This window comes from Bacillus sp. Hm123, assembly GCF_051842975.2.
In the GTDB taxonomy this organism is placed as follows: domain Bacteria; phylum Bacillota; class Bacilli; order Bacillales; family Domibacillaceae; genus Bacillus_CE.
The window spans coordinates 557268-581874 of the sequence record NZ_CM200277.1 but is presented as its reverse complement, the minus strand read 5'-3'; the positions used below and the strand labels follow the sequence as shown (position 1 = coordinate 581874).

Annotated in this window: 22 protein-coding genes; 7 read left to right on the top strand and 15 right to left on the bottom strand. The window is 42.4% G+C overall.

Annotated elements, in window-relative coordinates; translation table 11 throughout:
* The first annotated feature begins 96 nt into the window (after positions 1–96).
* From argC to argD, 6 genes are all read left to right on the top strand, one after another.
* Positions 97–1134, top strand: coding sequence for an N-acetyl-gamma-glutamyl-phosphate reductase (gene argC / locus ACSVDJ_RS03155; protein WP_439170618.1), 1038 nt, complete (start codon positions 97–99; stop codon positions 1132–1134).
* A 13-nt stretch (positions 1135–1147) separates the two neighbouring features.
* Positions 1148–2362: a bifunctional ornithine acetyltransferase/N-acetylglutamate synthase gene (argJ, locus tag ACSVDJ_RS03150; RefSeq protein WP_439170617.1), complete on the top strand. Its 1215-nt coding sequence runs from the start codon at positions 1148–1150 to the stop codon at positions 2360–2362.
* On the top strand, positions 2359–2508 hold the full coding sequence (locus tag ACSVDJ_RS03145) for a hypothetical protein (RefSeq protein WP_439170615.1): 150 nt from the start codon (positions 2359–2361) through the stop codon (positions 2506–2508). The genes argJ and ACSVDJ_RS03145 overlap by 4 nt, the downstream gene beginning before the upstream one ends.
* Positions 2509–2861: 353 nt before the next feature.
* Positions 2862–2999, top strand: a complete 138-nt coding sequence (locus tag ACSVDJ_RS03140; RefSeq protein WP_439170614.1) for a hypothetical protein — start codon at positions 2862–2864, stop codon at positions 2997–2999.
* A gap of 76 nt (positions 3000–3075) precedes the next feature.
* The gene (gene argB, locus ACSVDJ_RS03135) at positions 3076–3846 is read left to right on the top strand and encodes an acetylglutamate kinase (protein ID WP_439170613.1); all 771 of its coding nucleotides are present in this window, start codon (positions 3076–3078) and stop codon (positions 3844–3846) included.
* Positions 3843–4979, top strand: coding sequence for an acetylornithine transaminase (gene argD / locus ACSVDJ_RS03130; protein ID WP_439170612.1), 1137 nt, complete (start codon positions 3843–3845; stop codon positions 4977–4979). Before argB ends, argD begins: the two co-directional genes overlap by 4 nt.
* A 37-nt stretch (positions 4980–5016) precedes the next feature.
* On the opposite strand, the gene ACSVDJ_RS03125 is transcribed toward argD, so the two are convergent.
* The 14 genes from ACSVDJ_RS03125 to ACSVDJ_RS03060 form a co-directional block, all read right to left on the bottom strand.
* Complete coding sequence (locus ACSVDJ_RS03125) at positions 5017–5787, bottom strand: alpha/beta hydrolase (RefSeq protein ID WP_439170611.1); 771 nt, start codon at positions 5785–5787, stop codon at positions 5017–5019.
* Positions 5788–5866: 79 nt separating this feature from the next.
* Positions 5867–6820 (bottom strand): nuclease-related domain-containing protein, encoded by a 954-nt coding sequence (locus ACSVDJ_RS03120; protein WP_439170609.1) that lies wholly within the window; start codon positions 6818–6820, stop codon positions 5867–5869.
* A gap of 249 nt (positions 6821–7069) precedes the next feature.
* Positions 7070–8497: an Asp-tRNA(Asn)/Glu-tRNA(Gln) amidotransferase subunit GatB gene (gene gatB, locus ACSVDJ_RS03115; protein WP_439170608.1), complete on the bottom strand. Its 1428-nt coding sequence runs from the start codon at positions 8495–8497 to the stop codon at positions 7070–7072.
* A 12-nt stretch (positions 8498–8509) separates the two neighbouring features.
* Positions 8510–9967: an Asp-tRNA(Asn)/Glu-tRNA(Gln) amidotransferase subunit GatA gene (gene gatA / locus ACSVDJ_RS03110; RefSeq protein WP_439170607.1), complete on the bottom strand. Its 1458-nt coding sequence runs from the start codon at positions 9965–9967 to the stop codon at positions 8510–8512.
* Positions 9968–9979: 12 nt separating this feature from the next.
* Positions 9980–10270 (bottom strand): Asp-tRNA(Asn)/Glu-tRNA(Gln) amidotransferase subunit GatC, encoded by a 291-nt coding sequence (gene gatC / locus ACSVDJ_RS03105; protein ID WP_439170606.1) that lies wholly within the window; start codon positions 10268–10270, stop codon positions 9980–9982.
* Between the two features lie 179 nt (positions 10271–10449).
* Positions 10450–11730 (bottom strand): isocitrate lyase, encoded by a 1281-nt coding sequence (gene aceA, locus ACSVDJ_RS03100; RefSeq protein WP_439170605.1) that lies wholly within the window; start codon positions 11728–11730, stop codon positions 10450–10452.
* A 26-nt stretch (positions 11731–11756) separates the two neighbouring features.
* Positions 11757–13349, bottom strand: a complete 1593-nt coding sequence (gene aceB, locus ACSVDJ_RS03095; protein ID WP_439170604.1) for a malate synthase A — start codon at positions 13347–13349, stop codon at positions 11757–11759.
* A gap of 149 nt (positions 13350–13498) precedes the next feature.
* Positions 13499–14662: a CamS family sex pheromone protein gene (locus ACSVDJ_RS03090; protein WP_439170602.1), complete on the bottom strand. Its 1164-nt coding sequence runs from the start codon at positions 14660–14662 to the stop codon at positions 13499–13501.
* Positions 14663–14677: 15 nt separating this feature from the next.
* Positions 14678–16684 carry an NAD-dependent DNA ligase LigA gene (gene ligA / locus ACSVDJ_RS03085; RefSeq protein ID WP_439170600.1) on the bottom strand — a complete coding sequence of 669 codons (2007 nt, stop codon included), beginning with the start codon at positions 16682–16684 and terminating at the stop codon, positions 14678–14680.
* Positions 16685–16701: 17 nt separating this feature from the next.
* Complete coding sequence (pcrA, locus tag ACSVDJ_RS03080; protein WP_439170599.1) at positions 16702–18909, bottom strand: DNA helicase PcrA; 2208 nt, start codon at positions 18907–18909, stop codon at positions 16702–16704.
* Positions 18910–18936: 27 nt separating this feature from the next.
* On the bottom strand, positions 18937–19632 hold the full coding sequence (gene pcrB / locus ACSVDJ_RS03075; protein WP_439170598.1) for a heptaprenylglyceryl phosphate synthase: 696 nt from the start codon (positions 19630–19632) through the stop codon (positions 18937–18939).
* A gap of 129 nt (positions 19633–19761) precedes the next feature.
* On the bottom strand, positions 19762–20061 hold the full coding sequence (locus ACSVDJ_RS03070; protein ID WP_439170596.1) for a YerC/YecD family TrpR-related protein: 300 nt from the start codon (positions 20059–20061) through the stop codon (positions 19762–19764).
* Positions 20062–20086: 25 nt separating this feature from the next.
* A complete protein-coding gene (locus ACSVDJ_RS03065) occupies positions 20087–21115 on the bottom strand; it encodes a DUF3048 domain-containing protein (protein WP_439170595.1) in 1029 nt (342 codons plus the stop codon).
* A 37-nt stretch (positions 21116–21152) separates the two neighbouring features.
* Positions 21153–22895, bottom strand: a complete 1743-nt coding sequence (locus tag ACSVDJ_RS03060) for an adenine deaminase C-terminal domain-containing protein (protein WP_439170594.1) — start codon at positions 22893–22895, stop codon at positions 21153–21155.
* Positions 22896–23057: 162 nt separating this feature from the next.
* On the opposite strand from ACSVDJ_RS03060, the gene ACSVDJ_RS03055 reads away from it, so the two are divergent.
* Positions 23058–23351 (top strand): EYxxD motif small membrane protein, encoded by a 294-nt coding sequence (locus ACSVDJ_RS03055; RefSeq protein ID WP_439170593.1) that lies wholly within the window; start codon positions 23058–23060, stop codon positions 23349–23351.
* Here ACSVDJ_RS03055 and purD read toward each other — a convergent pair.
* Entirely contained in the window at positions 23323–24597 is a 1275-nt protein-coding gene (gene purD, locus ACSVDJ_RS03050) for a phosphoribosylamine--glycine ligase (RefSeq protein WP_439170592.1), read from the bottom strand. The genes ACSVDJ_RS03055 and purD overlap by 29 nt on opposite strands.
* Positions 24598–24607 lie beyond the last annotated feature (10 nt).

Here is a 24607-nt window from a genome sequence, read left to right as displayed (position 1 = left end):
GCAAAAACGGTTGATTTAATTTTACAACAATCTTATAATTATAAAAACACTAATATTTATGTAAAAATATAAATAAAAATACATAAGGAGGTTACTATGAAAGCTGCTGTTATCGGTGCAACTGGATATGGAGGTATCGAACTTATACGTCTTTTATCCAATCATCCAGATTTTCACCTTGACGCCATTTATTCCTCAAGCAAAGACAAGGTACCTGCAACAGAGGAGTACCCTCATTTGCTCAACATTTGTCCCTTACCTTTAATGAAAATTGATACAGAAAAGATTACACAAGAAGCAGATGTCGTTTTTCTAGCTGTGCCCTCTGGAGCCGCAGCTAAGCTTGCCCCGCAACTACTAGCCAACGATACAAAAGTCGTTGATTTATCAGGAGATTTGCGGCTGAAGAATCCAGAAAATTATAAAAATTGGTACAAAAAAGAGCCCGCTACTGTCGACATGCTCAAGCAAGCAGTCTACGGCTTAACGGAGTGGAATCGCGAAAATATTCAACAAGCGACCTTACTTTCTAATCCTGGCTGCTACCCAACAGCGACTTTATTAGCACTAGCACCAGCACTGCAAGCAAAAGCGATCGACCCTTCATGGATCATCATCGATGCCAAATCTGGTGTCTCAGGGGCCGGCCGTGGGCTATCGCAAATGGTTCACTTCGCTGAAATGAACGACAATTTTAAAATTTATAAAGTAAACGAGCATCAACATATTCCAGAAATTCAGCAACAGTTGAACCTATGGGATGAAACTACCGGACCGATTACATTCTCAACTCACCTGCTGCCCGTATCTCGTGGGATCATGTCAACTATTTATGCACCGTTGAAACAGCCAATGTCCGTACAACAGCTACATCAAATATATGAAGAAACATATCAGCATGATCATTTTGTCCGTGTCCGCCCTCTTGGGGAATTTCCTGGCGTGAAAGAAGTCACGGGATCTAACTTCTGCGATATCGGTATTGATATAGATGAACGAACAAATCGCGTCACGATTGTCGCCGTGATCGATAATTTAATGAAAGGGGCAGCAGGGCAAGCCATTCAAAATGCCAATTTAATGTTCGGCTTTGAAGAAACAGCTGGTTTAAAAGGCTTCCCGATGTACCCATAGGAGGAAAAGAAGCATGTCAGCTATTCATGAAATACAACAAGGCTCGCTCATCTCACCGAAAGGATTTGCCGCTGCTGGCGTGAACTCAGGTGTCCGTGAAACGAGAAACGATTTAGGCATGATTTTTTCAGAAGTACCAGCAGAAAGTGCCGCTGTGTATACGACGAGCCATTTCCAAGCAGCACCGATTAAAGTGACACAAGCTAGCCTTTCCGTTGAACAGAAATTACAAGCGATTCTCGTCAACAGTGGCTGCGCCAATGCTTGTACAGGAAAACAAGGATTGCAAGATGCGTACGAATCACGAAAATCACTTGCTGAGAAATTCGACCTACCTGAGCATTACGTAGCCGTCGCTTCCACAGGTGTCATCGGCGAACATTTACAAATGGATAAAATCGAAAGCGGCATTCAAAAGCTACAGCCCGCTGCTAATGAGACAAGTGCCGAGCAATTTGAGACGGCGATTTTAACAACGGATTTAATGACGAAAAAATGCGCCTTTGAAGCTGTTATTGATGGTCAAACGGTCACAGTGGGCGGCGCAGCAAAGGGCTCCGGCATGATCCATCCGAATATGGCGACGATGCTCGCCTTTATTACAACCGATGCGGTGATTGCCGCCGAACACTTACAAACGGCCCTTCGTCAAGTGACCGATCAAACATTTAATCAAATCACCGTTGATGGTGATACTTCAACGAATGACACCGTTGTCGTGATGGCTAACGGATTAGCGGGCAATGAGCCGCTGTCCCCTGATCATCCACAGTGGAATACATTTATAGCGATGCTCAAGGAAGTAAGCGAAATTTTAGCCAAGAAGATTGCGAGAGACGGCGAAGGAGCAACGAAGCTTGTAGAAGTTGAAGTATTTGGTGCACTAAATGACAAAGAGGCACAAATCGCAGCGAAAGAAGTCGTTGGCTCGAACCTCGTCAAAACAGCTGTATTCGGTGCGGACGCCAACTGGGGACGAATCATTAGCGCTGTCGGATACGCCGACATCACCGTCAATCCAGAAACAATCGATATCGCCATCGGTGACCAAACGATCCTTGAACAAAGCGAAGTCGTCGCTTATTCAGAGAACCAAATCATCGAATACTTTAAAGGAGAAACCGTCAAAATCTCCATCCACCTCCACTTAGGAGAAGGACACGGAATGGCCTGGGGCTGCGACCTCTCCTACGACTACATCAAAATCAACGCAAGCTATCGGACTTGAAGAAAAGCGGAAGACGCCGATTAGCGACGTATGGACTGGAATGGTCCGCACGAGATAAAGGAAACACGATGAACGACAGTGAATCGATGTTGACTTATCGCAAGGAGGAGCATGGAAATCCACTAGTCGCTGGCGCCTGGAGCTAGACAACGAAGAAAAGCGGAAGGCGCCGATTAGCGACGTATGGACTGGAATGATCCGCACGAGATAAAGGAAACACGATGAACGTTAGTGAATCGATGTTGACTTATCGCAAGGAGGATCGTGGAAGTCCACTAGTCGCTGGCGGCTGGAGCTAGACAACGAAGAAAAGCGGAGCCGACTGTCCTGGGGCGACAAGCAGATGACAGAATGACGAAATGGCGTTCTTCAGCCATGCAGTCAGGCTGGCATCTAACTCGAGCCCCAAGGAGGCGGAGCTGGACAACGAAGAAAAGCGGAAAGCGCTGATCAGCGGCGTATGAACTGGAGCCATCCGCACGAGATAAAGGAAAACGAAATGCAGAGCCAACTTGATCAGCCGCGACAAGCAAAAGACGAGCCGACTGAAAGGTTGCTCTTTAACCTTTTGGGCGGATTGGCTTTTGACCTCGAGCGGCTAGTTGGCGGAGCTGGACAACACGATGAACGACAGTGAATCGATGTTGACTTATTAAAAACAAAGGAGCCCATCCAAACAGGCTCCTTCCTATTTTTTCTCAAGGAGGTACCTCATGAAAACAATTGTTGTGAAATGCGGCGGAAGTGTATTAAGTGAATTATCCGAAGCATTTTTTATTAGTATGAAAGAACTGACGGAACAAGGCTACTCCATTGTATTTGTGCACGGTGGAGGGCCGGAAATCAATGACATGCTTGAGACGCTACAAGTGAAAAGCGAATTTAAAAATGGCTTGCGCGTAACGAATGAACAAGTATTAAAAACAGCAGAGCTCGCTCTGTCTGGAAGTCTGAACCGCAAGCTCGTTCGTCTGCTAGAAAAGCATGGTTTAGCCGCCATTGGATTGAACTCAAGCGACAACGGCCTGCTTCAAGCAAAATTTATCGATCAAGAACAGCTTGGTTTTGTTGGAGAAGTAACAAAAGTGAATAGCCCATTCCTTCAACTATTATGCGAGCAACAGCTGCTTCCGGTATTAACACCGATTGCAGCGGGTCCAGATGGTACCGTGTTAAATATTAATGCTGACCTTGCCGCAGCTGCGGTCGCTAACACCTTAAAGGCCGAGCATTTTCTCATGGTGACGGATGTCGATGGCGTGATGAAAAATGGGGAGTTGCTTTCTGAACTATCAGAAGCACAGACGAATGAACTCATTGAAAGTGGAGTCATTAGCGGCGGCATGATTCCGAAAGTACAATCGGCGCTCCAAACATTTTCTGATCACGTGAAACAAGTTCATATCGTATCTGGAAAGAAAGCCTTTTACCAAAATGGTGAATGGTATGGGACAAAATTCGTAAAAGAAAAGGTGATTTTATGAGCTACTTATTCCCTACTTACGCTCGCTGGGATGTCACACCCGTTGCCGCAAAAGGAGCTTGGCTAACAGATAAAAGCGGAAAAGTTTATTTAGATTTCACTTCGGGGATCAGCGTCTGCAACCTCGGTCATGTTCCTGATCAAGTGAAAAAAGCCGTCGAGGAACAGCTAAATAAATTTTGGCATACATCGAATTTATTTCAAATTGAACTGCAAGAAGAAGTGGCTGAACAACTAACAGCGGTATCCGGGCTTGACCTCGTCTTTTTTGCTAACAGTGGTGCCGAAGCGAACGAAGCGGCGATTAAGCTTGCCCGTAAAGCGACTGGCCGAAGCAAGGTCATCACGTTTTTCGATTCCTTCCATGGTCGCACTTTTGCCACAATGGCTGCTACTGGACAGGATAAAATCAAAACAGGCTTCGGCCCGATGCTACCGACGTTTGAATATGTTTCTTTGAACGATTGGAAAGCACTTGAACAATCGCTAGATGAAGACACGGCTGCGATTATGTTTGAAGTGATTCAAGGAGAAGGCGGGATCAATTCCGGAGAAGCGGAGTTTTTACAAAAAGCAGTGGAACTGGCGCATCAACAAGGAGCACTCGTCATTATTGATGAAGTGCAAACAGGAATTGGTCGGACAGGAAAAGCGTTCGCCTTTCAACATCTCGGCCTTGACCCAGATATTGTCTCCACAGCGAAAGGGATCGCGAGTGGTTTGCCACTTGGTGCGATCATCGGAAAAAAAGAGCTGACGACGGCCTTCTCAGCTGGCTCACATGGCTCGACATTCGGAGGCAACCCTGTCGCATTAGCAGCCGCTAAAGCAACATTGCAAACGATTTTTAATGAAAGTTTTTTAGAGGAAGTCGCTAAAAAAGGAGAAAAGTTTGCAAGTATACTAGAATCCGCTCTCTCTGCTGCCCCACAAGTGAAGAACATCAAGGGCAAAGGCTTAATGATTGGCATTGAACTCGATTGTGAATCTGCTCCATTCGTCACCGCTGCCCGTGAAAAAGGCTTGCTCATTTTGACAGCTGGCACTAATGTTCTTCGCCTTCTTCCACCACTTACGGTAACGGAAGAAGAGATGGAGAAAGCAGTTGAACTCATAGTGGATGTAATAAAATAACGGAAAAAGGGTGTCAATCTCCGACACCCTTTTTCGATTACTTCGCAGACACATACGAGCCTGTTCTCGCATGCTTCCAAATGAAACGTGTAACATGCTCAACAATCATTTCCTTATCATGATCCATAGACGCTACGTGATAAGAGTTCGGCAAAGTGACGAGCTGTTTATTTGTTGACGAAATATATTTATAAATAAACGTCGTATTTTCCGGTGGAACGACATGATCGATGAAAGATTTGATGCAAAGCGCTGGCACTTTGATGTTTGATAGTTTGCTTGGAGCCTCCACCATTAAGCTCTGTAATTCACGAATCGCTCGAACAGGCGCTTTATCATACGCAATTTCATCGACGTGTTTTGCCTTAATATCCGGAGCACCCTCCTCAATAAAACGAGGAGCTGGTGCTCTTTTTAAATATTCAAGCTTTGGAATAGTAAGAGCGGCATTGATCGTGATGATCCCTTCGATATCCTTGTACTCCGATGCTAGCTTAAGCGTTAACGTGCCACCCATTGATTGTCCCATCAAAAATATGCGTTTTCCGCGAGCTTTTAATGCATGATAGCCTTTCTTAAAGCTTTCATACCAATCTTCATGCGTACATTTTTCCATATCTAAATAGTGCGTCCCATGTCCTTTAAGGCGAGGAGCAAGAACAGTAAACCCTTTGGCTGCCAAGCTTTCTCCTAAAAAACGAACACTTTGCGGCGTTCCAATAAAACCGTGAGAAAGCAAAATCCCAATGTCATTTCCTTCAAAGTAAAATGCCTCAGCACCTGGTATGACTTTATACTGTTCTTGCATACTCGTTCCCTCCTGTTTTAATTCCGATTATTTTTATAGGTTTATTTTAAGTTTTTATATCCAACTTGTCAACTGTGAATTAAATATTTATATGCCAAACAGTTCCTTTCTTGTGACCGGAACTTGATAGTTTCATTGAACGTAGTAAATAATAAGCTAACTGCTGACACGATATATGTAAGAAATGGCGAAGTTCTTGATTGGTAATAGTTGAATGAAGAAGTAAAGCGTAATCTTGAATGGAAGCGAGATGAGCATTATGTGAGAATTTCAAGCAAACAGAGCATTGCCATTTTCGCAAATTTCTTATCATCGGGATTGCTGAACAATGTGGACATTGTACCCCGCTCATTAATTCGTTTTTTTCGATTTGGAAGTGTTGGAGAACATCAATATCTGAGGGTATATGATTAGTCATAAAAAGCATAGATAGATTTTGAAGATCGTTATTTGTTAATACTTTTTTATCATTCATCTTCTCTAGAAAAGCAAGAAATTCTTCAACTTGTATAACTTGTTGTGTGAGATGAGGATTGGAAGAGGAGGATTTAATAATGGACTTATTATTAGTAAAAACAGTTACGGTATGAACGGGGATTTTTTGATAGTTATACTTCGCAAGCCACTCTTGCAATTGAAGCTTTTGGCGAGCTGTTTGCAAAATAGGGTTCGGAAATCTCTCCTCTTTTCCCTCTTGAATGCGGATCATTTGCTGAAAGGTCTCATCAAACCAAATCGTTCCTGCTATATTTTTTAATTCAATGATTAAAATATAGCTCGCAGTGAGAAGAAGAGAATCGATTTGAAAGAATCGATTACGTATTGACAGCCGAAGATCATTAAAGATGAGATAATCCTCTGTTGGAATAAAACCAAAATAGTAATCTATTGTCTGTTCTCCTCTAAATCCTGCTTTACTAATAGCTAATTCTTCCTCAATATGAAAGCGTTTCAGATGTTCACTAGGAAGACGCCGTAACAAAGCCTCTAGCTTCAAAATTTTCATCGGAATTTTCCTTTCCTTAACAATCATTTCAACACTCCTTCTACATTTGATACTGCCTAATTCGATAGAACAAGTCTAAATCCTTTTAATTGGACACGTAATTTACAATTATTTAACATTTGAGTGATTTTACTGTCTTGCGCTGGCGATTTGCTGAATCTAGGGCTCTTTTTCATGAATTCTCACCTCTTTTTGATGACTCGTAGGCCGGATTTACTGAATCGTCCTCCACCACACAAAAAACCTCCCAAGCATCTGCTCAGGAGGTTCCACTCATTATCGTTTCTTAATTTCTTCTAATAATAACTTGTTCAGCACAGCTGGGTTCGCTTGTCCTTTAGAGGCTTTCATAATTTGACCTACTAGGAAGCCTGTTGCTTTGCTTTTTCCGTTTTTGAAGTCTTCGATTGATTGCGGGTTCGCATCTAATGCGTCATTGATGAATTTCAATAACACACCTTCATCGGAAATTTGAACAAGGCCTTTTTCTTTGACGATCTTCTCTGCATCGCCGCCGTTTTCGATTAATTCTTTGAATACTTTCTTGGCGATTTTTGAAGAGATCGTGCCTTTTTCAATTAAACGAATCATGCCGGCTAAGCCTTCTGGTGTCAATTCACATTCAGCCAGCTCTTTGCCTTCCGCGTTTAAATAAGCGGATACTTCACCCATTAACCAGTTGGAAGCAAGTTTCGCATCAGCGTCCGCTACCACCGTTGCTTCGAAAAAGTCAGCCATTTCTTTCGTAATCGTTAATACGTTCGCATCATGTGAAGGTAGACCAAGCTCGTTCATGTAACGCTCTTTTCGCTGATCTGGAAGCTCAGGAATCGTTGCACGTACACGCTCTTTCCACTCGTCATCAATGTGGATATCAACTAAATCCGGCTCAGGGAAGTAGCGGTAATCGTCAGAGCCTTCTTTCACACGCATTAATAATGTTCGACCAGTCGCTTCGTCAAAACGGCGAGTTTCTTGATCGATCACGCCACCAGATATTAGCACATCTGCTTGGCGTTTTTCTTCATATTCTAATCCTTTACGAACAAAGTTAAAAGAGTTTAAGTTTTTCAACTCGGTTTTTGTACCGAACTCTTCTTGCCCGTATGGACGTAATGAGATATTGGCATCACAACGAAGAGAACCCTCTTCCATTTTACAGTCGGACACTTCTGTATATTCGATGATTGATTTTATTTTTTCAAGATAAGCATACGCTTCTTCTGGTGTGCGAATGTCTGGCTCAGATACGATCTCCACAAGTGGCGTTCCTTGGCGATTGTAATCACATAAAGAAACGTTGCCTGCGTGCGTTAATTTACCAGCATCCTCTTCCATATGAATGCGAGTGATCCCGATTTTTTTCTTTTTGCCGCCTACTTCAATTTCAATCCAGCCGTTTTCACCGATTGGTTGATCGAACTGCGAAATTTGGTAAGCTTTCGGATTGTCCGGATAAAAATAGTTTTTGCGGTCAAATTTTGTGATAGGTGCGACTTCGCAATTCAGTGCCATTGCTGCTTTCATCGCAAACTCGACGACGCGTTTATTAACAACTGGAAGTACACCTGGGTAACCTAAGTCAACGACTGTTGTATTTGTATTTGGCTCTGCCCCAAAGTGAGCAGGTGCCGATGAAAAGATTTTCGAATTCGTTTTTAACTCTACATGGACTTCTAATCCAATGACCGTTTCAAAGTTCATTTTGTTCACCCCTTACAATGTTGGTTTTTGTTTATGAAAGTCTGTTGCTTGTTCGAATGCGTGAGCAACACGATATACTGTTTTCTCATCAAAATGCTTACCGATAATTTGTAGACCGAGTGGCATACCATTCGAGAAGCCGCATGGAACAGAAATACCTGGTACGCCCGCTAAGTTAACAGGAATCGTTAATAAGTCGTTCGCATACATCGTTAATGGATCATTAATGATTTCACCAATTTTAAACGCTGGTGTTGGCGTTGTTGGACCGATGATGACATCGTAGTTTTCAAATACATCTTCAAAGTCTTTTTTAATTAATGTACGGACTTGTTGCGCTTTTTTGTAATACGCATCATAGTAACCAGAACTTAACGCAAATGTTCCAAGCATAATACGACGTTTCACTTCATCCCCAAAGCCTTCCGCACGCGTTTTCTTGTAAAGGTCGATTAAGTTTTCAGCATTTTCTGCGCGGTAGCCGTAGCGAATACCGTCAAAGCGAGCTAAGTTAGAAGAAGCTTCTGATGACGCTAATAAGTAGTAAGTCGCCACTCCATATTTAGAATGTGGAAGAGACACTTCATCCCAAGTTGCGCCCATGCCTTCTAACACTTTCAATGCATCAAGAACGGATCGACGTACCTCTTCTGACACACCTTCACCAAGGTATTCTTTCGGCACAGCAATACGAAGACCTTTCACATCACCAGTTAAGACTTGTGTATAAGAATCAACTGGAATGTTCGCAGATGTAGAATCATGCGGATCAACACCAGAAATCGCTTCTAGTAAGTAAGCATTGTCCTCAACATTGCGAGTAATTGGGCCAATTTGATCTAAGGAAGAAGCAAATGCGATCAAACCGAAACGAGATACACGTCCGTATGTAGGTTTCAATCCTACGACACCACAGAAAGCGGCTGGTTGACGAATCGAACCACCTGTATCTGAACCTAGAGAAAATGGTACTTCTCCTGCGGCTACTGCTGCGGCTGAACCACCTGAAGATCCGCCTGGCACGCGATCTAAGTCCCATGGATTACGCGTTTTTTGATAGCTAGAGTTTTCTGTTGAAGACCCCATCGCAAATTCATCCATGTTTAATTTACCGATCGTGATCGTTTCTGCCGCGTGAAGCTTGTTCATAACCGTTGCATCATAGATCGGATCGAAGTTATTTAAAATTTGGCTTCCGCTCGTTGTGCGTAATCCTTTTGTGACGATATTATCTTTAATTCCAATCGGCATCCCAAATAAAAGGCCTTTCGCCTCATCTGTTCCGACTTTTGCTTGTAACGCTTCTGCTTGTTTGCGAGCACTTTCTTCGTTTAATGTGATAAAAGCTTGAACCTTGTCCTCTACTTCTTGAATTCTTTTATAAGATTCATCCACTAAATCAGGGATGGATACTTCTTTTTTATGTAAAAGATCGTGAAGCTCGGTCAGCTTATGATTAAATAATGACATCCTGTTCCCTCCTTACTCAATAATCGATGGTACGCGAATTTGCCCATTTTGATGATCCGGGGCATTTTTCAATACTTCCTCTTGCGGAAGGCCTGGTTTCGCCTCATCTTCACGCATAATGTTTTTCATATCTAAAACATGGGATGTTGGTAATACATCCGTTGTATCTAGCTCATTTAATTGCTCAGCAAAAGAGATAATGGCATCAAGGTGAGATGTAAATTTCTCTACCTCTTCATCCGTCACCGCAAGGCGCGCTAAATTCGCCACATGTCTCACTTCTTCTTCTGTAATACGTGTCAATTCCCTTCACCTCCATAAAAATTAAAGCGTGTCACAATACTATTCATCTTATCAAATTTCCTGAGTTTATAGCAATTCGCACAAAGTTTATTTTACCACGCTCATACTCTTTCTAGTAGCTTCTTATTAAAAGAAATAACCTCCGAGCTTATTCACTCGGAGGTTATTTCTCACTTTGATTACTGCTTTTGGAATTGTTCTTCTTCTGTTGAGCCTTTCAGAGCTGTCGTAGAAGATTCTCCACCAGTCACAACCATTGATACTTGGTCGAAGTAGCCTGTTCCTACTTCACGTTGATGGCGTGTTGCTGTGTAGCCATCTTTTTCAGCATCGAACTCTGCTTGTTGAAGTTCAGAGTAAGCGCCCATGCCGCGATCTTTGTAGCCAAGAGCCAATTGGAACATGCTGTGGTTAAGCGCATGGAATCCAGCCAATGTTACGAATTGGAATTTATAGCCCATTTTACCAAGCTCGACTTGGAATTTCTCGATCGTTTCATCATCGAGTTTTGCTTTCCAGTTAAATGAAGGAGAGCAGTTGTAAGCAAGTAATTTACCAGGGAATTTCTCATGAATCGCTTCAGCGAAACGACGCGCTTCCTCAAGGTTTGGTTCAGATGTTTCACACCAGATTAAGTCAGCGTATGGAGCATAAGCAAGACCGCGAGAAATCGCTTGATCCAAACCAGCTTTCACTCGATAGAAGCCTTCAGATGTACGCTCACCTGTGATGAATGGTGCATCGTAAGGATCGACATCGCTTGTAATTAAATCCGCGGCGTTCGCATCTGTACGTGCAATCAATACAGTTGGCGTGCCCATAACATCGGCTGCTAGACGAGCTGAAATTAAGTTACGAACCGCTGTTTGTGTCGGAAGAAGTACTTTTCCGCCTAAGTGACCGCATTTTTTCTCTGAAGAAAGTTGGTCTTCAAAGTGAACACCTGCCGCACCTGATTCAATCATGCCTTTCATTAATTCGAATACGTTCAGTTGACCACCGAAACCAGCTTCTGCATCAGCAACAATTGGCGCGAAGTAATCGATGGAGTCGTCGCCTTCCATATGAGCAATTTGGTCGGCACGTTGAAGTGCTTGGTTAATACGTTTCACAACGCTTGGTACACTGTTGGCCGGGTATAAACTTTGGTCAGGATACATATGTCCAGAAAGGTTCGCATCCGCTGCTACTTGCCAGCCGCTCAAATAGATCGCTTTTAAACCAGCTTTCACTTGTTGAACTGCTTGATTCCCCGTTAGTGCGCCAAGTGCATTAATGAAGTTTTCTGTTTTCATATAGTTCCATAGCTTTTCAGAACCACGACGAGCGAGTGTATGTTCAATGTCAATTGATCCGCGAAGCTTGATAACTTCCTCGGCAGAATATGGACGAGTAACCCCTTGCCATCTTGCATCGCTTTCCCAGCTTTCTTGTAATTGTTGTACGCGTTCGTTTGTCATGATAATTCCTCCCCAATTTTTTTATATTAAAGAATTTGGTAACCTGGTAAAGTTAAAAACTCCTCAAACTCATCTTGAACAATTAATTGATCAAACAACTGAGCCGCTTCTTCAAATCGGTTAGCAGCAAATACTTCTTCCCCTACTTCTTGCTTCAGTTTTTCTACTTCTTCTTCTTTCAATTGTTTATATAATTCCATTGTCACTTTGCGGCCGTCAGTTAACACACCTTTTGAATGTCTAATCCACTGCCATAATTGAGCACGTGAGATTTCTGCAGTCGCCGCATCTTCCATTAAATTATGTAGCGGTGCTGCTCCACGTCCGCTTAACCAGGAGGCGATGTATTGAATGCCTACACTAATATTGACGCGGACTCCTTGTTCAGTAATGTCACCAGCTGGTACGGCAAGCAGGTCTTCAGCAGAAACTTGAACGTCCTCCCGTTTTCTCGACTCAATCTGATTCGGTTCTTTCATTTCGGCATTGAACGCCTCAAGCGCAACAGGAACAAGTCCTGGATGGGCCACCCAAGTACCGTCATGTCCATTTTTCGCTTCACGCTCTTTATCTGCCCGTACTTTTGCATAAGCTTCTTCGTTTTTCTGCTCATCACCCTTAACCGGAATTTGAGCCGCCATTCCTCCAATAGCCGGAGCTTTTCGGCGATGACATGTTTTGATCGTCAGTTGTGAGTAAGCGCTCATAAATGGAACCGTCATTGTTACTTGAGCTCGATCTGGTAAAATCACATTCTCTTGATTTCTGAACTTTTTAATGTAGCTAAAGATGTAATCCCAGCGTCCACAGTTCAAACCAGCGGAATGATCGCGCAGCTCGTATAAAATTTCATCCATTTCAAACGCTGCCACAATCGTTTCAATTAATACAGTCGCTTTAATCGTGCTTCTTGGAATGCCGATATACTTTTGGGCAAAAAGGAAGACGTCATTCCAAAGTCTCGCCTCTAAATGACTTTCAAGCTTTGGCAAGTAAAAGTATGGCCCTGTGCCATTTTCAACTTGCTTCACAGCATTATGGAAGAAAAATAAGCCAAAATCGAAAAGACTTCCAGAAATTTGTTTTCCATCGAGCTGTACGTTCTTTTCTTCTAAATGCCAGCCTCGTGGGCGAACGATAAGCACAGCTGTTTCTTCTTTCAATTCATATTTCTTTCCATTAGGGTTTTCAAAGCTGATTGCGCGGTTCACCGCATCTCGCATATTGATTTGTCCTTCGATGATGTTGTCCCATGTTGGTGAAGTTGCATCCTCAAAGCAAGCCATATAACATTTGGCGCCCGAGTTCAGTGCATTGATGACCATTTTCCGGTCAACTGGGCCGGTAATTTCTACTCGGCGATCTTGGAGGTCTTTCGGTAGTGGAGCAATAGACCATTCACTATTGCGGATATGTGCTGTTTCTTCTAGGAAGCCAGGTTGTTTGCCTTGGTCAAACTCTTTTTGTCTTTCTTGACGCTTTTGCAGAAGTTCGCGTCTACGCTCTCCAAAGCGCCGTTCGAGCTGTTCAATAAACTGTAGAGCATCCGGTGTTAGAATTTCTGCATAACCCGGTCGCATTGCCCCTGTTACATTAATGCCAGCTGTTTGAGTGGCCATAACATTCATCCCCTCTTTGTTATATTACAGTTGTTTCTACCGTTACCCTTATTATATAACAGAAATCATTAGAAGTGAATACATTTTTCAAATAATTTTAAATTTTCTTTTTAAATCCCCACAAAAAAAAGAGCGGGCTCACCGCTCTTTTACTCATAAACATGAACAAATGGTTTATCTTCATTTGGTTTTTTAACAATTAACGCTTCTGGGCCACTTGTCGATGTGATCTTTACTTCCACCGGTATATAAGCAGGAAAATGATCCATCGTTAATCCCGCAACAGATTGAGTAAAGCCAATCGTCTCGGCTTTTCCATAAAACTGCATTGGAATTTCAATACTTAAGCTCACGAGCTCATCTCCATGATATAACGCTTTTCCAATCACACCATTATAACTTTTAAAATACTTTTCCACATCTTGTTTAAAGTTTAAAAAATAGCCTAGATCATCTCTACGTTCTTTTTCTGCTTCAGGTGATGGGAATAAATAATATTTCTCTTTGACTTGTTGCCACTTTCCAATCGTATCCTCATCTTCATCTAGATGTGTGTAGGCGATGAAGTTTCCTGGAACGACCGAGTTTTGGGCTTGCTGTTTAAATAAAGCGATTGTCACGGGTACATCCTTTAAGCCTTTTGTCGTTCGCACTCGCTTCGCTACTTCTTCAGCAATTTTCTTTCCTTCTCGTTCTATTACTTCATCCGGAATCTTGTGTTCATACTGAGCACCATATTTTTCTTTCGTGTAATAATGAACAGAATTTAATGCTAGTCCAATGACCGCTCCGCTTAATTCTAATGAATTCTCTTTCGTTTTCGTTAAATAATTATGCTCCATAATATGAGATAAATAGATTGGGCTTTTCTCATTGCGCTCTTGCACCGAGCCTTTGCCGTTATCGACGGGGTTTAGTCCTAGGTTCTCCTCCGGCTTCATCTCTTTCTCTTTTAGCTGCGCATCTGTATATTTTCGATTTAACCAAGCTCGGATCGTATCTTTCTCAAGCATTTGTCCTTCTTGGAACACATAGCTGTCTGGAGAAAAGTTCTCTTGGGCGATTCGCATTAACCCTGTTTCAAATTCAACGATATCATAGCGCGTATTTAAATTAGCAACGACCATCCCTCTTGCTTTCCCCGGCTTAGAAAGCACTCGATAAAAATCTTCGGAGATTTGGTAATTCGGAATGATCGTTTTCTCTCCTTTGCCATCACCTTTAATGATTTCTTCCGTCTTTTCTAATTTCGGCGCACAACCACCGATGAGCAAAGAAGCCGTCAGTGCTGCCAAAAATATTTTCTTCTTCAAACGAGCCACCTCTTATTAATTAAGTTCGTCTAATAGCTTTTGTTCGTCCCATACATCAATGCCTAATTCCGTCGCTTTTGCTAATTTAGAACCGGCTTCTTCTCCAGCAATGACGAGATCCGTCTTTTTGCTCACACTACCTGATACTTTTCCACCAAGTGCTTCTATGCGTTCTTTCGCTTCATTACGCGTCAACTGATATAGTTTTCCTGTTAATACAACCGTTTTTCCAGCAAAGAAAGAATCGGACTGTTCCACTGCCGCAAGCTTCGGACCTTTATACACCATGTTGACACCAGCCGCTTTGAGATGTTCGATGAGCTCTGCCACTTCTGGTAAGTGGAAATAAGCAACAATTGCTTCCGCCATTTTATCACCGATTTCATGAATGGCCGTTAATTGTTCAAAATCCGCTTCAGCCAATGCATCCATCGTTTCAAAGTGTTGCGCCAATGTTTTCGCTGCTTTGGCGCCCACGTGGCGAATGCCAAGACCAAACAATAGTTTTTCTAAGGAGTTTTCCTTTGATGTTTTAATCGCTTGGAGTAAATTATCGGCTGATTTTTCACCCATGCGCTCTAAGTTGATTAGTTGTTCTTTCGTTAGCTTGTAGAGATCGGATACATCTTGAATAAGCTGTTCGCGATACAGCTGAGCCACTACTTTTTCACCGCAGCCATCAATGTTCATCGCATTACGGGAAACGAAGTGAATCATCCCTTCCCGAATTTGTGCAGGGCATTTCGGGTTCATACAACGAAGGGCCACTTCTTCTTCTAACCGAACGAGCTCCCCGTCACATTCCGGGCAGTGCGTCGGCATATGAAATTCCTCTTCCTCGCCTGTTCGGCGTTCCGCAATCACATTGACAACTTCTGGGATGATATCCCCCGCTTTTTTGATAACGACATAATCTCCAAGCTTAATGTCCTTTTCTCTAATTAAATCCTCATTGTGTAACGAAGCGCGTTGCACCGTTGTTCCCGCTACACGTACCGGCTGTAAAATCGCAGTCGGGGTCACCACGCCTGTCCGTCCGACACTTAACGTAATGTCCATTAGCTTCGTCACTACTTCTTCAGCCGGAAATTTGTAGGCAATTGCCCAGCGTGGACTTTTCGCTGTTGCTCCAAGCTCCTGTTGCTGTTCAAGTGAATCGACTTTGATGACAATTCCATCAATTTCGTAAGGTAGGCTAGGACGTTTATCTACCCAACTGGCTACATAGTCAATTACTTCATCGATATTATCGCATACTTTTCGCTTTTTGTTTGTTTTAAAGCCTAAATCATCCAGTAAATCGAGACCATTGCTATGAGAAGTGACTCCAGTTTCTCCGGGATTGGCTACTCCATATAAGAAAATATCGAGATTACGAGAAGCCGCAATTCGAGGGTCCAACTGGCGCAAAGAACCAGCTGCCGCATTGCGTGGATTCGCAAATGGCTCCTCGCCCTTTTCATCTTTAATCGCATTTAATGCAATAAATGACTGCTTTGGCATAAATGCCTCGCCACGCACTTCTAATGTAAAAGGCTGATTAATCCGCAATGGAATCGAGCGAATTGTTTTTAAATTGGCGGTAATATCTTCACCTGTCGTTCCATCTCCACGGGTCGCTCCTTGAACAAATAATCCTTGCTCATATTTTAATGAAACGGCTAGTCCATCAATTTTCAGTTCACAGACGTAGGCATAGCTTTCCTCACCGATCGCCTGCTTCACTTTACGGTCAAAATCGCGTAAATCGCCTTCATTAAAAGCGTTGCCTAGACTTAACATCGCTGTATCATGACGGACTTTATTAAACATCTCAAGCACCTCTCCCCCCACGCGCTGAGTAGGGGAATCTGGTGTTTGTAAATCAGGAAAGTCATTCTCTATCTTGATTAATTCTTGCATTAAACGATCATATTCAGCGTCAGGTACAGACGGTTGATCCAGTACATAGTACTCATAATTGTATTGATTCAATATATTATGGAGCTCCTGTACTCGTTGTTCTGCTTTAGTTTTGTCCATCAAGACACCCTTTCTTTTTAAACTTTTTCAATCGGTGCAAATTTAGCTAGCAGTCGCTTAATGCCCGTCGGACTTGGAAAAGCAATATCTAATTCGACACCATCTCCACTGCCTTTTACGCTAACGACCGTACCTGTGCCCCATTTCTTATGGCTCGCTTTATCGCCCACTTTCCAATCAGCACCGCTACTCGCTGTATTAATTTGCGGGCGTGCCATCGGACGGCGTGGTGCTTGCGATTGAGTTCTCACCCCAAATGGCGTGTTGACTCTTTCAGCAGCTGCCATATTATCAATCAAATCCGCTGGAATTTCACCAATAAAGCGGGACACTGGATTCATATTTGTTCGACCATATAAAGTGCGCATTTGAGCATTTGTTAAATATAACTCTTCTTCTGCTCTAGTAATTCCGACATAAGCCAAACGTCTTTCTTCTTCCATTTCTTCCTCTTCCATTAATGAGCGACTATGCGGGAATACCCCTTCTTCCATGCCCATTAAAAAGACGACTGGGAACTCAAGACCTTTAGCGGAGTGCAAAGTCATTAATACGACCGCATCTTGTTCTTCCTCTTCTTTGCCGAGCTGGTCGATATCTGCTACAAGCGCTAAATCGGTTAAAAAGGCGATTAAACTTTTATCCTCATTCGCCTCTTCAAAGCTGTTCGTTACGGATAAAAACTCTTCAATATTTTCAAGTCGGCTTTGCGATTCGATCGTTTTTTCCGCCTTCAACATATCGCGATAACCAGTGCGCTCTAACACTTCTTCTACTAGTTCAGACACTGACAAATACTCTTGCTGCTGTGTATATGTTTCAATTAATCGACGAAATTCAATCGCTGTTTTCGCCGCTTTTCCGCTCAAACCGATAAAATCTGCCTCTGCTAACGCTTGATATATCGTTAAATCATTTTCTTGAGCGTAACGAGAAATCTTATCGAGAGACGTGGAGCCTAAGCCTCGCTTCGGCACATTAATAATCCGCTGCAAGCTAATATCATCATCTGGATTAGCGATTAAACGCAAGTATGCTAATAAATCTTTAATCTCTTTACGATCATAGAACTTGATTCCGCCGACAATTGTATACTCAATATTCGACTTCATCAATACTTCCTCGATCACACGAGACTGAGCATTCGTCCGATATAAAATCGCCACATCTGACCGTTTTCGCTTGCCGCTATCAGTCATTTCTTTAATTTTCCCAGCGACAAACTGCGCTTCTGTTTGCTGATTATCTCCACGATAATAAGACAATTTACGCCCCTCTTGATTCTCCGTCCATAACTTCTTCGGCTTACGATTCGAATTGTTTTTGATCACTTCATTCGCTGCTTGTAAAATCAATTGCGTCGAGCGATAATTTTGCTCAAGAAAAATTGACCTCGATTGCGGATAATCCTTTTCAAACGACAAGATATTCGCAATATCTGCGCCCCGCCAGCGATAGATCGATTGATCTGAGTCCCCAACCACACATAAATTATGGAAGCGGCTCGCTAATAGTTTCACTAACATATATTGGGCCCGATTCGTGTCCTGGTACTCATCCACGTGAATGTATTGGAATTTCCGTTGATAAAACTCCAACACTTCCGGAACGCGCTGAAACAATTGAATTGTGATCATAATTAAATCATCAAAATCTAGCGCTTGGTTTTTCTTCAGCCTTTTTTGATATTCGGTGTACACTTCGCTGACAACTTGATCCATGTAGCCACCTTGACGTTTGCTGAACGTTTCAGGATCAATTAGTTCATTTTTAGCGGAACTAATGGAGGCCAATAAACCACGAGGATCAAATTTCTTCGGATCAAGATTTTTTTCTTTTAGAATGCCTTTGATCACCGATTGCTGATCAGTCGTATCTAAAATGGTAAAGTTGCGATTGTAGCCGATGCGGTCGATGTCTCTGCGTAAAATGCGCACACACATCGAGTGGAACGTAGAAATCCAAATATCTTCTGCGGCCCCGCCAAGCAATCGTCCAATCCGCTCTTTCATCTCACGTGACGCCTTATTAGTAAAGGTAATTGCGAGAATGTTATACGGATTCACACCCTTTTCCACCATTAAATAAGCAATTCGATGAGTGAGCACTTTCGTTTTGCCCGAACCGGCTCCAGCCATAATCAATAACGGACCTTCCGTCGTCTTCACTGCTTCCTGCTGTTCAGGATTTAAGCCTGTTAATAATTTTTCAGTTAAAAAATTCATTCTTTCACCACCTACAAACGTATGTTCTTATTGTACATCATTTTTCACTGCTGTAACAGTTTTTATTGCTTCTGTTAGCTGTTCATAAATGACGTTACCGATCACAACGATATCCGCATATTGAGCCATTTCTTTTGCTTGAACGGCCGTCTGAATGCCGCCACCGTAAATAAAGGTCGTATTCTTTAACGTCTCTCTTACTGCCTTGACAGCTTCTACATCTCCATATGCCCCACTGTACTCTAAATAAAACAAAGGCAAACGCATTATATTCTCTGCCATCATGGCATAAGCAACAATATCTTCTTTAGATAATGGCGCTTTTGCTTCTGTTAATGCGGCCGCTTTACAATCAGGATTAGCGATACAATATCCTTCTGCATAGATCTCTTCCCAATCCATCAATTCACCGAATTCTTTGATCGCCTCATGATGAAGGCCTGTAATCCATTCTGCTTTCTGACTATTAAGCACCGTCGGAATAAAATATAAATCGAACCCTGGTGTAATTGATTCGATAGTAGACACTTCCAGTACACACGGCACAGTATATCGCCGAACTCGCGCCATTAAATCAAGAACATTTTCTAATGTAACCCCATCACTGCCCCCAATTAAAATCGCATCCGTACCTGATTCACATAATCTTTCTAACGCCTCGTCATTTATCTCTTTATTTGGATCTAACTTAAACACATGACGCCATTCGCGCACATCATACATCTAATTTCCTCCCATTCTATATTCAAAAAAGCAACCAAAATATTTGGCACCCTTCATTATAACATTAAAACAAGGGCCTGACCGCCATCGCATCGTATATGTATGCAGTGGGAGTCAGACCCTTTACTTTTATTCGGATGGTTCTTTAATTCGATCAAGAACGAGCTGATACGCATCATTTCCGTAGTTTAAGCAACGCTTGACACGAGAAATGGTAGCCGTAGATGCACCGGTACCCGATTCAATTTTATGGTAAGTTTTACCTTCTTTAAGCATGCGAGCAACTTCAAGACGTTGAGCGAGTGACTGAATTTCATTGACTGTACAAAGGTCATCGAAAAATAAATAACATTCTTCTAAATCACGAAGAGACAAAATTGCCTCAAATAGCTGATCTAGCTCTTTTCCACGTAATTTTTCAATCTGCATATGATGCTTCAAACCCCTTCGCTAATTATTTTGCAAATTCAACTATTTGATTGAGTCCTTTTGAGGCAGGAATCACTTGAATCCAGGTGTTACCAGGAATAAACTCAAGCATCGATCCTTTTTTAAAAGGGATAATACGCCCGTTGACATTAGACCACTCAACTTGGTGAACAACCCCACGTTGAATCAGGTAAGCCGAACCACCTGAAGATAAATCAATATCTAATCGTCCTTCCGAATCAACGACACGATGACCAGCTTCAATAACAAGGATGTTGTCCGCTAATACAGCCTCTTGCGTTTCGCGATCTAATTCTTTTTCTCCACTAGTCCATCGCTCATAGCTCTGTTGCTTTTTGTCATACTTGTACTCTACTTGAAAAGCCGCTTGATTAGAGTAGCGAATATGAACGGTTTCTGCTTTTTGTCCTGCTAGCTCTTTCGCTTCAGCTTGCTTCATAAAGTTCAGACTGTCAGGAGGCGTCTGCAAATCATAGCCTTTCTCCGTTGCTACCTCATTCATTTCATCAAACATCATATAAGAATTATGAGGAGCTACTCTGGAAGGATCTCGTTGAAAAATGGTTCCATCATATTGAATTCCATTGATCTGATCAATCTCTCCATTTTGAAGGACCTCTTTCGCAACTGGACTATAACCATGTGCGATAAATAAACTGTCGTATCCATTAGCTAAATCGATAAAATAATCCCTCGCACTTCGCACAGGACCTATTTTTTCTGGCTGTTGACTTTGATAAATGGCTAGAAAACGTGTCATATTCCCTTCAACCATTACTTCATATACAACATCTGCCTGGGCCAATCCAGTTTGTGGACGTGATTTTGGATGATTATTAATAACAACCGCTGTCGCTCGTTGGTTTGGCTTTTCCTGTGTTTTCTCTCCAGTTAACGGAGAAATATAGTTACCTTTATTGGCTGGCAAAGTCTCTCCATTTTCCTTCTGAGCTTCATCGTTCTCTTTCTGTCCCCAACAACCGCTTAATAGAACCGCACTTGTTAGTAAGGTCATGATGGTTAATTTTCTCATACAAAACTCCCATATAAATTCTCTTCACTTTACTATTTTAACGCATTATAGTCGGAAAGAGTACCGTTTTCTTCATGACATCATACATTCCATGTGAAGTGATGCGAATGTATGGTAAATGTGTAGATGATAAAAAAAGTAATGTATAGATCGGGTCATCGAATTGGTAGCCACGATCAACTAACAGTTTTTTCAACTCGACTTCTTCTGTTATTAATTCCTCTATCGGTTTAATAGACATCATACCTGAAAGCTCCAAAGGAATTTCGTGGACGATTTGTTCATTTTCAGCAAGCACTACCCCTCCACCGATTTCTTTCATGCGAGAGAAGGCTCGCTCTATCTCTCGTTTACATTTTCCGATCAGAATAATATCACCTGTATTCGAAAACGAGGAAGCAAATCCTTGAACATTCGTCGCAAACCCTTTGATCGTCGTATTCACTCGCCATTTCCCATGTCGGTCTAACAAGACTAAAAAGTTTTCATCGTCTGTCTGGTGAAGTTCATCGCCTGAAACATCGACTTCAAGAGAATACGGCTTCGTGATCACATTGTTCACCATTTCAATTCCAAACGGCATAGAAAACTGTAAATCCTCCTCTTGCAGCTTCCAATCTAACTTCAACGGACCAAATCCATACTTCTCCCAATTGATTGAAGGGAAAGCTGGTACCGATTTATCTTCCTTTTTCACCCATTCACCTTTTGACAAAACAGCAATTGGAGTAGGGTGATATTCATTTTCTAATATATTGATGTTAGCTACTCTTCCCGGTGCAATCACGCCATGTAAATGATCCACCCGATAATATTTCGCCACGTTATAGCTCGCCATATGATAAGCATCCATCGGTGGAACGCCATATTCAATTGCCTTAGCAATCATCCAGTCTAAAATCCCTTTTTCATAAAAAGCAGGAGCTGCACCGTCTGTTGTAAACATCATCATATCGTATTGATTCAAATTCATTTCTTTCATTTCCTGAAGCAACAATTCCAGGTCTGGTCGAATTGATGAATGGCGTAAAGAAACCATATATCCTGCCATTAAGCGCTTCTTAATATCTTCTCCACTCATCGATTCATGGTCGCTATCTGCACCAAGCAACGCCATCTTTGTCAACGTTTTTTCAGAGGCGCCTGGGAAGTGACCTTCAATTCTTTTGCGCATCCGCTTTGTTTCTTGAATCCAATGTAACATCATATCATCGCCGTCTAAAAGCTTCGGCCATCCAGTCAGTTCTCCCCCTTGGATAACTGCCTCATGCTCTATCCATGACTTCACTGCTGTATTTGAAAAAATTTCTTCCTCATTCGCTAATTCTGTCTGTGCATCATAGCGGCACCACCAATACATGCTAACTGGCAATGTCCGTAATTCTTCAAGCAAAGAAAACGCTTTCTTTTCTTCCAACAGTAAAAATAACATTAAGTTGTCATTGATGAAAGTAGTCGTTCCTGTTTTCACTGCATATTCAGCAAAAGTTTGGGGATTATAAAGCAGAAACGGATGAACATGCGGTTCGATATAACCTGGGACTAACGTTTTGTCCTGACAGTCATATATTTCGTAAGAGCCTTTACTAGTTGGCATTTCCTCACCAACATACACAATACGATCTTCATAAATCCAAATATTAGCTGTCACCCATTGTTTAAGGATTGAGTGCAAAAAACGGGCATTGGTCAGAACTAACGTCGGAGAAATCTCTCCATTAACCACCGCCACATGTGCTCTAAGCTGCCTGTTCCTCCAGCGATATCTTTGTTCTAACATTTATACAGCCTCCTAAAAGGAAGTTATCATTCCATTTATTAAATTATTGATTATCGTAACATATTTTACAGTTTAACGCTCTAAAGAACTACACTTTTTTTGAACAAAATGTGAAATCGAAAGGCGGAGCCGACTGTCCAGACACGACAAGCAAATGACAGAATGACGGAATGGCGTTCTTCAGCCATGCAGTCAGGCTGGCATTTGACTCGAGTGTCTAGGAGGCGGAGCTGGACACTCGAAAAGCGGAAGACACCATTCAGCGACGTATGGACTGGAATGATCCTCTCTAGCCAAAAAAGAGGCTGCCTTAGAGACAGCCTCCCTAAAAAGGAGTTGAAAACGATGTTCATGGAATATATGACCGATATGTCATTTATCATAGCAATCATTATCGGCAGTGTAATTGCCACTCTTTTTGTTTATGTTAGACGTTCGAAGAGGCGCGCGCAATAGCACGGTTGCCAATATCTTTCCGGTAGAAAAAGTGATCTTTTTCTATCGAGCTAATATTATCATACGCTTGTTGCTGAGCTTCTTGAATCGTCGGCGCTTTTCCTGTAACAAGGAGAACACGGCCACCATTCGCACAAATTACGCCTTCTTCATTTTTGAATGTGCCCGCATGTAATACTGCAGAGGCATCAACTTGGGTCATTCCTTTAATTGAATGACCTTTTTCGTAGCTTTCTGGATAACCGTTTGCTGCTAATACAACACCGAGAACGGATTCATCCTTCCATTGTAGCCCAGGATTTTTTCCATCTAATACATCAAGGAATACTTGAGCAAGGTCCGATTGTAAGCGCGGAAGCACCACTTGTGTTTCCGGGTCGCCAAATCGCGCGTTAAACTCAATTGTTTTTGGTCCCTCCTCGGTAAGCATAAGGCCGGCGAAAATAATTCCTGTAAATGAACGACCTTCTGCTACCATTCCTTTAGCAATCGGTAGCAAAACTTCTTGGACAGATTGCTCGATCACTTCTTTAGAAATATGAGGGATTGGGGAATAGGCACCCATACCACCTGTATTCGGACCTTCATCATTATCAAACGCCCGCTTATGATCTTGCGCAGCCTCCATCGGATAAACATTTTCTCCATTGACAAACGCCATTAAAGAATACTCTTCTCCTTGTAGAAACTGCTCGATAACTACCTTGCTAGATGCGTCACCAAACTTTTTATCTAGCATCATTTCTTCAAGAGAAGTCAGAGCTTCTTCCAAAGTCATCGCAACTGTTACCCCTTTACCAGCAGCTAGACCGTCCGCTTTGAGGACAATGGGAGCTCCTTGCTCTTCAATATATGCTTTCGCTTCATCATAAGAATGAAACGCTTTGTAATGAGCGGTTGGAATATTGTATTTTTCCATCATCATTTTTGCAAAGGATTTACTGCCTTCGAGTACAGCCGCTGCTTGATTAGGACCATACACTTTTAGTCCTTTGGCTACTAGATGATCGACGATTCCGGCATGCAGTGGATTTTCAGGTCCTACTACCGTTAAATCAACGTGGTTTTCTAATGCAAATGTGGCTAGCTCCTCGAAGCTCATCTCATCAATCGCGACAAGCTCAGCATCATACGCGATCCCAGCATTACCTGGGGCACAAAATACTTTTTCTACTTGAGGGCTTTCTGCAAGCTTTTTACAAATGGCATGTTCTCTGCCGCCTCGTCCAATGACAAGTACCTTCATTTCCGTTCAC